Source organism: Chryseomicrobium imtechense, assembly GCF_041475995.1.
In the GTDB taxonomy this organism is placed as follows: Bacteria; Bacillota; Bacilli; order Bacillales_A; family Planococcaceae; genus Chryseomicrobium; species Chryseomicrobium aureum.
Genome location: NZ_JBGOBM010000004.1, coordinates 121,000 through 135,595 on the forward strand (window position 1 = coordinate 121,000; position 14,596 = coordinate 135,595).

General features: G+C 44.3%; 15 protein-coding genes. 11 read left to right on the forward strand and 4 right to left on the reverse strand.

All coding sequences use genetic code 11. The features are described 5' to 3' along the window. Positions 1 to 2: 2 nt before the first annotated feature. The 4 genes from AB5N96_RS05395 (at position 3) to zupT (ending at position 2,568) form a co-directional block, all read left to right on the forward strand. Complete coding sequence (locus AB5N96_RS05395; RefSeq protein ID WP_204590594.1) at positions 3 to 311, forward strand: antibiotic biosynthesis monooxygenase family protein; 309 nt, start codon at positions 3 to 5, stop codon at positions 309 to 311. Between the two features lie 97 nt (positions 312 to 408). Then, positions 409 to 1,020, forward strand: a complete 612-nt coding sequence (locus AB5N96_RS05400) for a phosphatase PAP2 family protein (protein WP_204590595.1) — start codon at positions 409 to 411, stop codon at positions 1,018 to 1,020. Position 1,021: 1 nt separating this feature from the next. Then, a complete protein-coding gene (locus tag AB5N96_RS05405; RefSeq protein WP_204590596.1) occupies positions 1,022 to 1,675 on the forward strand; it encodes a uracil-DNA glycosylase in 654 nt (217 codons plus the stop codon). A gap of 80 nt (positions 1,676 to 1,755) precedes the next feature. Next, a complete protein-coding gene (gene zupT / locus AB5N96_RS05410; RefSeq protein WP_392455770.1) occupies positions 1,756 to 2,568 on the forward strand; it encodes a zinc transporter ZupT in 813 nt (270 codons plus the stop codon). 303 nt (positions 2,569 to 2,871) lie between these two features. Here zupT and thrB read toward each other — a convergent pair whose 3' ends face one another. Beyond that, the gene (thrB, locus tag AB5N96_RS05415; RefSeq protein WP_204590598.1) at positions 2,872 to 3,771 is read right to left on the reverse strand and encodes a homoserine kinase; all 900 of its coding nucleotides are present in this window, start codon (positions 3,769 to 3,771) and stop codon (positions 2,872 to 2,874) included. Continuing rightward, positions 3,768 to 4,829 (reverse strand): threonine synthase, encoded by a 1,062-nt coding sequence (thrC, locus tag AB5N96_RS05420; RefSeq protein ID WP_499704888.1) that lies wholly within the window; start codon positions 4,827 to 4,829, stop codon positions 3,768 to 3,770. Before thrC ends, thrB begins: the two co-directional genes overlap by 4 nt. Before the next feature lie 163 nt (positions 4,830 to 4,992). Between thrC and AB5N96_RS05425 the strand changes: the two genes are divergently transcribed. From AB5N96_RS05425 to AB5N96_RS05435, 3 genes are all read left to right on the forward strand, one after another. After that, positions 4,993 to 6,210 (forward strand): MFS transporter, encoded by a 1,218-nt coding sequence (locus AB5N96_RS05425; RefSeq protein WP_499704889.1) that lies wholly within the window; start codon positions 4,993 to 4,995, stop codon positions 6,208 to 6,210. Positions 6,211 to 6,295: 85 nt separating this feature from the next. After that, the gene (locus AB5N96_RS05430) at positions 6,296 to 7,567 is read left to right on the forward strand and encodes an acetyl-CoA hydrolase/transferase family protein (protein ID WP_204590601.1); all 1,272 of its coding nucleotides are present in this window, start codon (positions 6,296 to 6,298) and stop codon (positions 7,565 to 7,567) included. Then, on the forward strand, positions 7,568 to 8,182 hold the full coding sequence (locus AB5N96_RS05435; protein WP_204590602.1) for a DNA-3-methyladenine glycosylase: 615 nt from the start codon (positions 7,568 to 7,570) through the stop codon (positions 8,180 to 8,182). Between the two features lie 319 nt (positions 8,183 to 8,501). Here AB5N96_RS05435 and AB5N96_RS05440 read toward each other — a convergent pair whose 3' ends face one another. Then, the gene (locus AB5N96_RS05440) at positions 8,502 to 9,299 is read right to left on the reverse strand and encodes a GNAT family N-acetyltransferase (protein ID WP_204590603.1); all 798 of its coding nucleotides are present in this window, start codon (positions 9,297 to 9,299) and stop codon (positions 8,502 to 8,504) included. 141 nt (positions 9,300 to 9,440) lie between these two features. On the opposite strand from AB5N96_RS05440, the gene AB5N96_RS05445 reads away from it, so the two are divergent. The 4 genes from AB5N96_RS05445 to AB5N96_RS05460 all read left to right on the forward strand — a co-directional run bounded on the left by AB5N96_RS05445 (position 9,441) and on the right by AB5N96_RS05460 (position 14,095). After that, positions 9,441 to 10,367, forward strand: a complete 927-nt coding sequence (locus AB5N96_RS05445) for a manganese-dependent inorganic pyrophosphatase (protein ID WP_204590604.1) — start codon at positions 9,441 to 9,443, stop codon at positions 10,365 to 10,367. A gap of 56 nt (positions 10,368 to 10,423) precedes the next feature. Further along, positions 10,424 to 11,128 (forward strand): DsbA family oxidoreductase, encoded by a 705-nt coding sequence (locus tag AB5N96_RS05450; RefSeq protein WP_499704890.1) that lies wholly within the window; start codon positions 10,424 to 10,426, stop codon positions 11,126 to 11,128. A gap of 96 nt (positions 11,129 to 11,224) precedes the next feature. Then, positions 11,225 to 12,631 (forward strand): alanine/glycine:cation symporter family protein, encoded by a 1,407-nt coding sequence (locus AB5N96_RS05455; protein WP_499704891.1) that lies wholly within the window; start codon positions 11,225 to 11,227, stop codon positions 12,629 to 12,631. A gap of 84 nt (positions 12,632 to 12,715) precedes the next feature. Continuing rightward, on the forward strand, positions 12,716 to 14,095 hold the full coding sequence (locus AB5N96_RS05460; RefSeq protein ID WP_204590607.1) for a Glu/Leu/Phe/Val family dehydrogenase: 1,380 nt from the start codon (positions 12,716 to 12,718) through the stop codon (positions 14,093 to 14,095). Between the two features lie 14 nt (positions 14,096 to 14,109). Here the strand turns inward: AB5N96_RS05460 and AB5N96_RS05465 are convergent, their stop codons facing one another. Beyond that, complete coding sequence (locus tag AB5N96_RS05465) at positions 14,110 to 14,361, reverse strand: hypothetical protein (RefSeq protein WP_204590608.1); 252 nt, start codon at positions 14,359 to 14,361, stop codon at positions 14,110 to 14,112. Positions 14,362 to 14,596 lie beyond the last annotated feature (235 nt).

Sequence of the window (14,596 nt, forward strand, 5' to 3'; positions counted from 1 at the left end):
AAATGTTCTATCAAGTGCGTCAGTTGACTGTCAAAGAAGGCACAAGTTCAGAAGTAGTTGAGCGTTTCACGAAACGTGGGAAAATTGAGGACATGCCAGGTTTTCTAGCTAAAGATGTATTAGTCAAAAAGGTTCGGCGTGGCGATGAAGAAGTCATGATTTTAATCAAATGGGAAAGTGAAGAGGCTTGGAAAAATTGGGAGAAGAGCCCTGAACATATTGCTGGCCATAAAGCCAAACTAAAAGAAGGGAATCCGAAACCAGACTATTTACTTGAAAGTCAACACGGACTCTATTATAAACAAAATTAATCAAGTCCCCTATGCTCAGCCTGAGCATAGGGGCTTTTGCGTTTAATGAGACTACATGAGAGGGTATGATAATAGAAAAGAATAAGGGGGATTTACAATGAAGCAATGGAAATACATACTCGCTCTACCTGCCTTGATTCTATTCTTTGTTTTGCTTTACTTTTATATAGAAAAAGACCAATTATGGACGGATCAATTCTTTCAGACGAACTTTGAAGGAAATAGGCTTATCGGAATCTTTAGTGTCGTTGCAGACCCACCCGTCGTATTGATCGTTTCAATTGTACTGGTGGTCTATTTATGGTTTTTCAAGCAAAATTTTCGAGGCATGATGTTTGTCCTTCTAGCTGTTGGTGGTGGAAGCGTGATGAATCGACTGCTCAAAACCTTGATAGAGCGAGAACGACCGGAGCTTGAAGGGCAACTTTTGTCTTTTAGTTTTCCATCCGGTCATTCAATGATTGGGTTGATTTATTTATTTACGATTGCGTACTTCCTGACTGAATATATGTATGACCGCAAAAAACAAACAATCATTTGGTCAGCAGCTACCCTTCTTACGATTCTTATAGGTTTATCTCGTGTAGCGAACATCCATCATTTTGGATCAGATGTTGTTGCGGGGTGGGCATTCGGTTATTTTTGGTTTGCAGTTGTCATGTGGTGGTACGAACGGAGAGAACGTCAATTCAAAAAACGGAGGCACTAAGATGCATTTTCAAATTCCAGAGTCATTAGTGGAACTCGCGAAGAAGCGTATAGAAGGTTTCCCTGTAGAAGGATTTGTTAGAGGGGGTGGACCCGAATCGCCAACACTTCTCTTAATAGGAGAAGCTCCTGGTGAATACGAAGCAATCGAAGGGAAACCGTTTGTGGGACGTGCGGGGAAAGAGCTTGATAAGTCTCTTGAACAAATTGGATTGTCTAGAGAAGATGTCTATATGACGAGCCCCGTAAGGAGCCGACCTTATAAATGGAGAGAAAAGAAACTGCCGACTGGTGAACATATTCAAAAAAAGTACAATCGTCCTCCTACTAAGCTTGAGATTCTCGCACATGCCCCTGTTCTAGATTATGAAATCCTACAGCTGGACCCTCGTCTTATCGTTACACTAGGCAATGTAGGTTTACAACGATTACTCGGACCTTCCTATAAAGTGAATGACTGGAAAGGGCAACTGATTCATCATCCAGTGCGGCGTTTACACTCATTAGAATCAAATGAGTTTGAATGGACACAAGAGAGTTACACAATCATGCCGACCTACCATCCTGCCGCTGTTTTCTACAACCCAAAAATTCGTCCGGAATTGGAACGTGTATGGAATCATATTGATCAGTATTTGAGAAATAGTGGCGATTAAATTTCGTGCGTTAAAAAAAGTTGCACAAAGGAAACATTTCGCGTATACTAGAAAAAACTAGATAAAGTAGGATGATTTTTATGGATGGGAATGTTCTCTTTGCACTTGGTTTAACAGTTTTGGCCGGTCTAGCAACCGGGATAGGAAGTTTAATCGCATTATTTACTTCACGAACGAACAAAAAGTTTTTATCAATGGCATTAGGATTTTCAGCAGGCGTTATGATTTTTGTAGCACTTGTCGAAATTTTCTTCAAAGCAAAAGACGCGCTAGTGGCGGAGCTTGGGGCTACAAATGGTTACTGGATGACACTTGTCGGATTTTTCGGTGGGATGCTATTTATCGGGTTGATTGACCGTTTGCTACCTTCATTAGGAAACCCGCACGAAGTAAAATCTGTTGAGGCGATGGATAAAGGGCCAACTGCAGCAGAACATGCGCGCCTTATGAAAATGGGGATGTTCACTGCACTGGCTATTGGGATTCACAATTTCCCAGAGGGTATTGCTACATTTATGTCGGCACTTGCTGACCCGAATCTCGGAATCGCAATTGCGATTGCGGTCGCGATTCACAATATACCGGAAGGGATTGCTGTAGCTGTCCCGATTTATTATGCAACAGGGAGTCGCCGACGTGCGTTCAAGCTGTCATTTTTATCAGGTCTTGCCGAGCCAGTGGGTGCGGTCGTCGCATTCTTGATTTTAATGCCATTTTTATCGGACTTAATGTTCGGAATTGTCTTCGCTGGGGTGGCGGGAATCATGGTATTTATTTCACTTGATCAGCTATTACCTGCTGCGAAAGAGTTTGATGAGACACATTCGTCGATTTACGGAGTTGTTGCGGGGATGATGGTTATGGCGGCTAGTTTGGTATTGTTTTCTGTTTAGGTTTTAGATGTGAAGCCGACTGGTCAGAAATTGTAATCAATCTCTGGCGATACGGCAGCGAGTTCCAGGGGGAGCATACCGAAGCCTCCTCTTGGCATACGAGAAGCTTGCACTTCTCGCCTCCACTGCGGGGTCTTCGCCATACTCTGATTCCCCAGGAACTCACTACCTCCTCTTGTCGATTGAAATTGCTAGTTTTTCTAAATTTAGTTAGGTTATACACTCTACCAAAATCTCATCTAACACTTCGAATAGAATAGATTAACAGAGTTAAAACAAAACCAGCATGTTCTCAAGAGCTACTCAGGAGAACATGCTGATTTTTTGTGTCACAAGCTCTGCACCACGCAAAGCAGTGGATACCTTATGAAGTGTGAAATGCGGAAACTTCTTCTGAATAGACGTGACATCGAACGATGGAGGAATCACTGAAATCAAAGTCGGACCTGCTCCACTAATCGCGGTTCCATAAGCGCCTAAGCCATTCACAATGGATTTATACTCCTGAGAAGAAGGAATCAGCGACATTCGGTAAGGTTCATGGAACTGATCGCTCCCCATCATTTTTCCAACCAATTCCGCATTACCTGTTGCAAGTCCAGCGACTAACATATTGGCAGCCGCACTGCTAGCGACGGCTTGTTCACGCGTGTAGCTTGTTGGTAACACTTGTCGCGCTTTCTCTGTTTTTAGTTCTGTAGGCGGAATCGCTACTAGCCACTGGAAAGAAGGTAGTTCAAAACGTGAATATAGTACTTGGTCAGAAGATTGATAACTCACGATACACCCTCCGTAAAGAGCTGCGGCGACATTATCTGGATGTCCTTCGCACGAAGAAGCAAACTCCAAAAGCGCGTCCTTTTCCAATGCCAATTCGGCAAAGTGATTGGCTAGTAAGCAAGCAGCTACTATAGCGGCTGCACTACTTCCAAGCCCTCGTGCAAGAGGGATTTCACTAGTGACATACAGGCGAAGTGGTCGGAGTACTTTTCCGTGAAGTCGCGCAAGTTCTTTTGCTGTCTGCATAATTAGATGAGTCTGCACATCCTCGACCGCTGGAAGGTGAGGACCTTCATGATGGATTTCCCAAGATTCATGAAGAGATGCTTCAACAGTTAAATAGAAGGGTAAAGCAACTCCAACAGAATCAAAACCCGGTCCTACATTCGCCGTGCTTGCCGGGATTTTGAGCACTACTGTCATGGGGATAACACCTCCTCCAGATAGTGTTGAAGAGCTGGTGCTGTCGAATCGAGTTGACGGGGACGAATCACTTTGCAGTCCATCGCTGTTTGTGGATCTTTTAAACCGTTCCCAGTCAACACAGCGACGACTGTAGTCCCTGGAGCAATTTGTCCTTGTTGAACTGCTCGAATCACACCAGCAACAGAAGCGCTCGAAGCGGGTTCAACAAAAACGCCTTCTCTAGATGCAAGGAGCTGATAGGCAGCGAGTAGTTCATCATCAGTTACTGATTCGATGGCTCCGCCAGATTGGTCGCGTGCATCGACAGCGGTTTGCCACGAAGCCGGATTTCCAATGCGAATGGCCGTAGCCACTGTTTCTGGAAATTCGATTGGATGCCCTTTGACAATGGCAGCGGCGCCTTCTGCTTCAAATCCAAAGATTTTGGGAAGACCTGAGTTATGGCGCTCGTTATATTCCAAGAATCCTTTCCAGTACGCTGTGATATTCCCGGCATTACCGACTGGAATGGCAAGGACGTCTGGTGCTTTACCTAGAGCATCGACAATTTCAAAGCTCGCTGTTTTTTGTCCTTCGATGCGATAAGGGTTTACCGAGTTCACGAGCGTTACAGGAGATGTCTCGCTGATGGCACGTACCATCTCAAGTGCACGGTCAAAATTTCCTTCAATTTGAATGACTTCCGCACCGTACATGTACGCCTGTGCAAGCTTTCCAGCAGCCACTTTACCTTCAGGGATGACGATGATTGCTTTCATACCAGCGCGTGCTGCATAAGCTGCAGCTGCAGCAGATGTATTCCCCGTAGATGCACAGATGACGGCTGTACTTCCTTGTTCTTTGGCTTTTGCGACAGCCATAACCATGCCACGGTCTTTGAATGAGCCGGTCGGGTTTGCTCCTTCAAGCTTCAAATGAAGATCAATACCAAGCTCTTTTGATAAGTTCTCTGCATGTAGTAAAGGTGTGTTTCCTTCAAGTAGCGTGAGAAGTGGAGTGTCCTCTGTAATAGGTAAATACTCTTTATACTGTTGCAATAATCCGGACCAAGCCATTTCTCATTCCGCCTTTCTGTTCTTTTGATAAAAACAAATGTCTTTTAATAAAGGACATTTTACAGCACAATCACTTGAAATTCAACCTGATTTTTTTCGTTGTATTTCCCGCAATTTAGGCGTATACTCAAACACGACATGTGTAAAGACAGGAGTTAGGGAAATGAAATCAACAACAAAAAAGCCTCTTTCTCGAAATAAATTGCTCGCTATCGCGGGATTAGGGTGGATGTTTGATGCGATGGACGTCGGAATTTTGTCCTTTATCATTGCGGCTCTTGCTATCGAATGGAGTTTGTCTCCAGAACAGATGGGGTGGATCGGCAGTGTCAACTCGATTGGAATGGCGGTTGGAGCAGTATTCTTTGGTTTGATTGCGGATAAGATCGGTCGCAAAAATGTATTCATGATTACGCTTCTCATGTTCAGTCTTGCGTCTGGAGCTTCCGCTTTAGCTGGAGGGCTTGCGATATTTATGATTTTACGATTCTTTGTAGGAATGGGGTTAGGTGGAGAGCTACCTGTAGCTTCGACTTTAGTATCTGAATCTGTCCCTGCTGAAGAACGCGGAAAAGTAGTCGTGCTTCTTGAGAGCTTCTGGGCAGTAGGCTGGATTCTTGCCGCATTGATTGCGTACTTCGTGATTCCAGACTACGGATGGCGCTGGGCACTCGCACTCACTGCATTACCGGCATTTTACGCCATTTACTTGCGCTTAAAACTACCAGACTCACCACGCTACGAGAAAGTAGAAAATGTGAAACGGACAGTCGTTCAGAATATCAAAGAATTATGGACACCGACTTATAGAAGACGGACCCTCATGTTATGGATTTTATGGTTCACAGTTGTCTTTTCCTATTACGGCATGTTCTTATGGTTGCCATCAGTTATGGTCATCAAAGGATTTAGCTTGATTAAGACATTTGAATATGTACTCATCATGACGCTCGCTCAGTTACCTGGTTACTTCTCGGCAGCTTGGTTGATTGAACGTGTGGGACGTAAATTTGTATTGATCACGTATTTACTCGGGGCTGCAGCAAGTGCAGCAGTATTTGGATCTGCAGAGACACTTACGATGCTCATGATTTCAGGAATGCTTCTGTCATTCTTTAACCTAGGGGCTTGGGGAGCATTGTACGCTTATTCTCCGGAACAATACCCAACTGTCATTCGGGCAACAGGTGCTGGTATGGCCGCTGGAGTTGGCCGGATCGGCGGAATTCTTGGTCCGCTCCTAGTCGGAACGATGGTAGCAGCAAGTTACAGCATCGGCATTATCTTTGGGGTTTTCTGTGCAGCCATCGTCGTCGGTGTTCTTGCCGTCGCTTTCCTTGGGACAGAAACGAAACAACAAGAGCTTCAAGATACACTCTAGCCATCGCACTCGCGGTGGCTTCTTTTTTTTCACTCCCATTTCGTTTACACTGAATCTATACACTTACACTGAAGGACGTGGATTTATGACGAAAGAATTGACAGCAGAACAAGTAATTGGACTGATTCCTGCTCAAGCCGATATCGTGTTCCCACTTACAAATGGAGAACCAAATAAACTACTAGATTACCTGGAGGCGCATCAAGACCGTCTGTCAGAAGTTCGGATCCATCAATTGCTACCGCTTCGGAACCGTTCGTATATGGCAAATGAGAGTGCAGACCACTTGAAGCATATCAGCTACTTTTTAAGTGGAGCGAATCGCAAAGAGTTCCACCAAGGGACTGCTGATTTGATGCCGAACAACTTCCACGAAGTGACGAAAATCCTTCGTAAGGTCAGCCGCACTATGATGGTCATGGCCGTGGTATCGCCAATGGACGAGTACGGCTACTTCTCGCTTGGGACGCAAGCCGATATCGTCAGTGAGTTCATTGGAAAAGTGCCATTTATTGTGGAAGTAAATGAGCATATGCCACGAACGTTTGGACAGAACCAAATTCATATCAGCCAAATAGAAGGGTACGTCGTCAATCATCAACCGTTAGTTGCGGACGAACCTGCGCCAGTGTCTGACATGGACATGAAGATTGCATCATACGTAGCAGAGCGTATTCAAGATGGCGATACGTTGCAAATTGGGATAGGCGGAATACCGAACGCGGTCGTCAGTCAGTTGAAGACACATCGTCACTTAGGGATTCACACAGAAATGTTCGTAGACGGCATCATCGATCTAGTTGAGGCTGGTGCAGTGGATGGAACGCGGAAGTTCACGAACCAAGGAAAGATGATAGCGACATTTGCACACGGGTCTCAACGCTTGTATGATTTCCTGAACGGCAACCCAGCGTTACAGTTCTTACCAGTCAGTACGGTAAATGATCCGCGTGAAATCGGAAAAGAAGAGAATATGATTTCCATCAATGCGACGACAGAAGTCGATTTATTTGGCCAGTGCGCAAGTGAAACGGTAGCAGGGCGTTACTATTCCTCTACAGGGGGTCAAGCAGATTTTGCGCGAGGCGTACGTTTTTCGAAGAACGGTAAAGGATTTATCACTATGTCCTCAACAATCAAGAACGGAGAAATGTCGCGTATTAAAGTAGCACTCTCTCCGGGATCTGTCGTGACAACGAATAAAAACGATGTGGACCACATTGTGACAGAGTATGGTGTTGCCGAGATGTTTGGACGTCCATTATCAGAGCGTGCTGAACAACTGATTGCGATTGCGCATCCGGACTTCCGTGAAGAATTACGGTTCGAAGCGAAAAAGCTTGGGTTGATTTTGTAAATGCGCATTGTTCCGAAAGAGTTTTACGAACTACCGACACTAGAGCTCGCTAAGGCACTGATTGGAAAGCTTCTTGTACATGATACACCGGAAGGAAGACTTTCTGGTTACATCGTCGAGACAGAGGCCTACATGGGACCGCTCGATCAAGCTGCTCATAGTTTTGGGGGCAGGAAGACAAAGCGCACAGAAGTCATGTTCCGTGAGCCCGGACACATCTACACATATCAGATGCATACGCATACTCTGATCAATGTGGTGGCAGAAGACGTCGATGAGCCGCATGCAATTTTGATTCGCGCTGTTGAACCAGTAGAAGGACAAACGGTAATGCAGGCGAACCGAAATCAACTTCCTAAAAAGCAGTGGACGAATGGGCCTGGGAAGTTGACGAAAGCACTCGGTATTACGATGGCGCATTACGGAGAGCTCTGGTATGAACCACCTCTCTATATTGCGGAAGGAAAAGAAGTAAGTGGAATTTCTACCGGTCCCCGTATCGGAATCGACAATAGCGGGGAAGCTGTTCACTATCCGTACCGCTTTTGGGAGACCGATAATCCATTTGTCTCGAAATACAGAGCACCAAAAACGCCAAAATATGATTGGGTTTGAATCAATGATGTAACAGACATGATGAGTGGGTAGGGGTGACTCCAGCGGGATTAAAAGCGGAAGCTGAGACCTTGTTTTAGATGTGGAGAACGCCGCTCTAGAAATTCCGAGGAAATCAGACGTGCCCATGAAGGCGAAGTTCAGCCTTTGTGGGTGCGGCTGATTCCGGAGTGTATTTCTGGCGTTCACAACTCGATTTTGGCTCAGCCCGCGCCCGCGGAACGCTTCCCCTACACACCTAGCGAAAATAAAAAAAGGGGGTCTCTCATTTATACGAGAAACTCCCTTGTCTTTGTTAAAGACGTATGATTTTTGCGTGTCAATCAATCATTTTCCCCATGTAAAACTCATCTACATAATGCCCGTGAATGCGTAGTGCATTTTTACGTGTTCCTTCAAGTTCAAACCCGAGTTTGTTGTAAAGTTTTTGTGCAATGACATTTTCTTTGATCACTGTCAGCTCGAGCTTTTCGATCCCGACGCCTTTTGCCCAGTTCTCTCCGTGGTACATCAAGGTAGAGGCAATGCCTTTATTAGAGAATTGCTGTTTTACCCCTATCACAATAGAAGCGCGATGGGACGCGCGAGGAGAAGGGCCTCCGATTACAACAAGGTAACCGGCATATTCCCCGTTCATAATGGCAAGAAATAGATTGGAGTTGCGGGATTCTTTCCACTCCTCTAGGCGTTTGCGTATTCCCTGGACCGATTGTTTCTGCTCCGACTTCCCGTATAGCATGAAGTCTGTCTCGGAGTAAATAGTTTCCTGCAATTGAATAAACGCGCGCGCATCTTCCGTCTCTGCTTCACGAACAATTAAGATGTCCTGCTTTTCACGTTCTTTTGAAGTATCATGTTCATGTATAGAATTTTGGAATACAACATATTGATTCAACTCAATTTCACTGACCCCATAGCCATTCCCTGTCCAGGCAAGAAAATGTTGCGCTGGCGGCTTCGTTTTCTTCCACCAACTCCTGCTCAAGTAGGCAGCATTGGGGAGGGGTTGACCGAGAATTGCTTCCATTTGATCGAATGTCAATTTCACAGTCTTTTGGTCAGTCTTTTTAAAAAAGTCATGCAGTGGTAGGTACTTTGCTTCAGTTGTCCGTGCCATGGTATCCCCCTTGATTTCACACTTCAAAATAAGTAACAGTATACCATGAAATTTCAAAGGAAACGCGGCATATCCCACATGTCGATTTGGGAAAAAATATGCTAAACTGAAGAAGCACAAAATTTGAAGGAGGCATTTTTCATGTCGAACACATTTGTATTTGGTCATAAAAATCCCGATACTGATACAATCACGTCAGCTATCGTCTACGCATACTTGAAAAATCAAATCGGTCACAGTGCTGAAGCAGTCCGTTTAGGAGACGTTGCAGGGGAGACTGCATACGCTTTAGGTTTCTTTGGAGTAGAAGCACCACGCCTTGTAACATCCGTTGAAAAAGGTCAACCAGTTATCTTAGTTGACCACAACGAATTCCAGCAGAGCGCAGATGGAATCGAAGAGGCACACATTTTAGAAGTAATCGACCACCACCGCATCGCAAATTTTGAAACAGCAGATCCGGTTTACTATCGTGCAGAGCCAGTAGGATGTACAGCGACGATTCTGTTGAAGCTTTTCAAAGAGCATGGAGTGGAAGTGCCGAAGGAAATCGCAGGTCTTATGCTTTCTGCTATCATCTCGGATTCTTTACTATTCAAATCTCCAACATGCACAGAGCAAGATGTAAAAGCAGCGCGTGAGCTCGAGCAGTTGGCGGGTGTGAGTGCGGAAGAGTACGGATTAGATATGTTGAAGGCTGGAGCAGATGTATCATCGAAAACAATCGAGGATTTGTTGACGCTAGATGCGAAAGAGTTCGGCATGGGCGATTACAAAGTTGAAATCGCGCAAGTCAATGTTGTGGATCCACAAGACGTATTGGGTCGTCAATCAGAGATTGAAGCAGCGATTCATGAACGCATCTCTGAAAAGGAATTGGATCTTTATTTCTTCGTTGTAACTGATATCTTGAACAACGATTCAGTGGCACTAGCTCTAGGCAAAATGGCAAACAAAGCAGAAGACGCATTCAATGTTGTATTTACAAACCATACAGCAGTTTTAAAAGGCGTCGTTTCACGTAAAAAACAAGTGGTTCCTGCTTTGACAGAAGCACTTTCAAACTAAGCTCAATTCGTTGATTTTTTCATCAGGACAAACTATGCTGACAGAGAGGTGATTGTATGGAAATCGCAATCTGGTCAGACTACGTTTGTCCTTTTTGTTATATTGGAAAACGACGTATGGAACGCGCATTACAAGAAACAGGATTTGCACAGCAAGCAACGATTCAACTGAAAAGTTATCAGTTGGATGCGAGTACGCCGGAAGTGGTGACAGAATCCGTCTATGAATCACTTGCCCGCAAATATGGGACATCCATTGAGCAGGCAAAAGCGATGTCTGCAAATGTTGTTGAGCAAGCGAAGACTGAAAACCTGCATTACAACATGGAAGATGCAAAGCCAGCCAACACGGCACGTGCGCATCGTCTTGTAAAATGGGCAGATACGCAAGGCAAAGGAAATGAACTGGGTGAAGAATTGCTGAACGCCTATTTCATTGAAGCAAAAAACATCAATGATGTAGACGTTCTGGCAGACTTAGCAGTAGCCACTGGACTTGACCGAGAAGGTGCTTTAGAAGTTCTAGAGAGCAACAAGTTTTTCCCGGAAGTTCAAATTGATCAAACGGAAGCATCTCAAATTGGAGTCCGTGGAGTACCCTTTTTTGTTCTCAACAATAAATACGCAATCTCTGGTGCACAACCTATCGAAGTTTTCAAAGAGGCGCTACAAAAAGTCGCTGAAGAAGAAGGGATAAAACCCACTCTTCAAACCATTGGTGGACAAGGTGCTGCATGTGATGGAGACGTATGTGACGTATAAGCCAAAAACCTGTGATTTCACAGGTTTTTTTGTTTGCCATCTGAGACTTTCGGGGTATATAGATAAGGAAATTAAGATATGTGAGGAGGGAAGCTTATGGAATGGTTAAATTCTTTTGTGGACTGGGCAAATAATTATTTATGGACGTACATATTAATTGCCCTTTTGATTGGTGCCGGTCTTTATTTTTCTATCCGTACTAAATTTGTTCAGTTCCGCATGTTCGGCGAAATGTTCCGTGTCATCACGGAAAAGAAAGAAACAGATACAGGTGTGTCAGCATTCCAAGCTTTTACAATCAGTACCGCATCACGCGTGGGGACAGGGAACATTACCGGGGTTGCCCTCGCAATCGGTATCGGTGGCCCTGGTGCAGTATTTTGGATGTGGCTCATCGCAATTATCGGGATGGCCACTGCATTCGTGGAAAGTACACTTGCGCAAGTATACAAAGTGCGTGACGGGGATGAGTTTCGTGGCGGCCCAGCGTACTACATGGAAAAAGCGTTAGGACAGCGAAAGCTTGCAGTAATCTTTAGTGTTCTATTGACTCTGAGCTTTGGTTTTATTTTTAACTCGGTGCAGTCCAACACAATCGCAGTGTCTGTAAGTGATGTGTTTAACGTACCAACATGGGCGATTGGCTTAACATTAGTGGTTTTAACAGCCATCATTATTTTCGGTGGAGTTCATCGCATCGTCAAAGTTACACAAGTCATCGTTCCAGTGATGGCCCTGTTGTATATTGCAATTGCACTATTTGTGGTAGTCACGAATCTATCTGAAATTCCTGCATTTTTCGCACTCATCTTTAGTCATGCATTTGGTCTACAAGAAGCGGTAGGAGGCGGTGTTGGTGCAGCCATCATGCAGGGTGTTCGACGAGGCTTGTTCTCGAATGAGGCAGGTATGGGGTCTGTTCCAAATGCAGCAGCAACAGCGAACGTATCTCACCCAGCGAAGCAAGGACTCGTGCAAAGCTTAGGGGTATTCTTTGATACCATCATCATCTGTACAGCTACAGCCTTTATCATTTTATTATCAGACTTCTATAAAACAGCTACAGACGACGGAATCATTTTGACGCAAAATTCATTGGCAGATCACGTGGGGAGTTGGGCTCCGTATTTCGTTGCGATTGCGATTATCTTCTTCGCCTTCAGTTCAATCATGGGGAACTATTACTACGGGGAAACAAACATTGAATTAATCAATGCTCATCGCGGATGGCTGCAAGGGTATCGTGTACTAGTACTAGCTATGGTCATGTTCGGTGCTCTTGCAAAAGTCCAGCTCGTCTGGAATATGGCAGATCTATTTATGGGGATGATGGCAGTTATTAATATCGTGGTCATTATCTTATTAGGAAAATTAGCAGGGCAAGTACTTGAAGATTACATCGGGCAACGAAAGCGTGGAGTGGATCCACAATTCTATGCGAAAAATATCGGTGGTTTAACCAATACAGAGTGTTGGGAAGAGGATGCACCGGAAACAAAATAACTAGTTCTTACCCTTCCGTTTTATCCTACAAACGGAGGGGTATACTTTTTTTAGTAAGATAATTAATTTTAGGAGGTGATTCGGATGAGTGAAGTCTCCCATCCGATTGTAAAAGAAACATTAAAAGCACTACTTGAGCGTAAGGAATTCCTTCCTGTGTGCCAAGGCGAAAGTCGTGATAAAGCCTTCAAATCTATGGAAGCCATTCTTTCGACACCGAATCAGATCCATAAAGCGTATATTCGTATGCCGCTAGCAAACGGAGAAATCGTGCGAATTCCAGCATTTCGTATTCAACACAACAATGCATTAGGGCCGTATAAAGGTGGAATTCGTTTTCATGAATCGGTAAACGAACACGAAGTAGAAAACCTTTCATTTTTAATGACGCTAAAGAACGCCCTACATAACGTTCCCTACGGTGGGGGAAAAGGTGGAATCATAATCGATCCACGGTCACTTTCTGAAAAGGAACTCCATACATTGTGCGTCAAATATGTTCGGAACTTTAACGACATTATCGGTCCGGACAAAGATATTCCGGCCCCGGACGTAGGTTCTGGAGAGCGTGAAATGGACTGGATGATGGCAGAGTATAAGAAAATCAATCATGGACAGCCTTATTTGGGCAGTTTTACTGGAAAGAGTGTCATTAACGGAGGTTCCCTAGGCCGAAGAGAAGCGACAGGCAAAGGGGTCTATTTCACGATGCGCTACCTTCTTCATGATTATGTGGAGAAGAACCGTACGAATTTAGAGAAGTCTGAAAATCGCTTTGCTAAAACAACGCTTGATCATTTTGGACGCCCGTTAAGTGTTGCAGTTCAAGGATTTGGAAATGTGGGTTCTGTGACCGCATTAGAAGCCTATCGTGATCAAAAACTTCAAAACAAAGTCATTGCGGTTTCCGACCGAAACGTCACACTCGTGAATCGCGATGGTTTAAACATTCCAGCGCTTGTTGAATTCACGATGAAGAATAAAGGAGACTTACCGGTTTCTGAGGACCAATTAAAAGAGATTAATGTAGAAGCAACGATTGAATCGCGTGAAGCCATTTTAACTATGGAAATGGACGTATTGATTTTAGCAGCGCTTGAAGACCAGATTCATCAAGACAACTGGAGCGACATCAAAGCTAAAATTATTGTAGAAGGTGCGAATGCTCCAGTGACACAAGAAGCAGATGAGCAGCTTGCCAAAAATGGTGTTATCATTATCCCAGATATTCTAGCTAACGCTGGAGGAGTTATTGTCTCATACTTAGAGTGGCTTCAAGGCCGTGAAACACAATTTTACACGGAGGAAGAAGTATTCAAAAGATTGTATGAAAAAATGGGCGAGACGATGGAAACAATACTTCCTCAATATTACGCGGACCCATATGCGCTGCGTCAGAATGCATTCATTCATGCAGTCGGAAGGTTATCTGAAGTCCTGTATAAGCAAGGGAAATTATATTAAAAAAAGGAGAGGGCCTAAGCCTTCTCCTTTTCTAGTTCTTTCAGAATTGGGTCTTTTGTATAGGTCAGAGCTTCTCGCTTATGTTCAAGCTCAAGACGCAGTTTTTCTGTTTCTAAAATAAAGTTTTCATTGCGTAACTTCTCAAGTTCCAATTCTTCTTTCAAATGCCCGAGTTTCAACTCTTCTAATTTTCGTTTGTTTTTCATCCAACTGTCAATTAAGCCAGCCCCAACACCAATCGCCACAATCGCTACAATCCACCACATTTAACATACCACCTTTGTCCGTTTCTTTTCTTTTACGTCTTGGTGGCAAGAAAGTTTCATTTGATTGATGCGAATTAGTTTCCATAATATCAGCAATTGCCAAAAGTGAGAAAAGAAGTGGTGAAACTCTCGTCACAATTAGCGAATCTCTTACAATAGACATCGAATCGCCCGACACAATTGCCAAACGCTCATATAAAAACGCCACCCTAGGAAAGTATCTTCCCTAGAATGG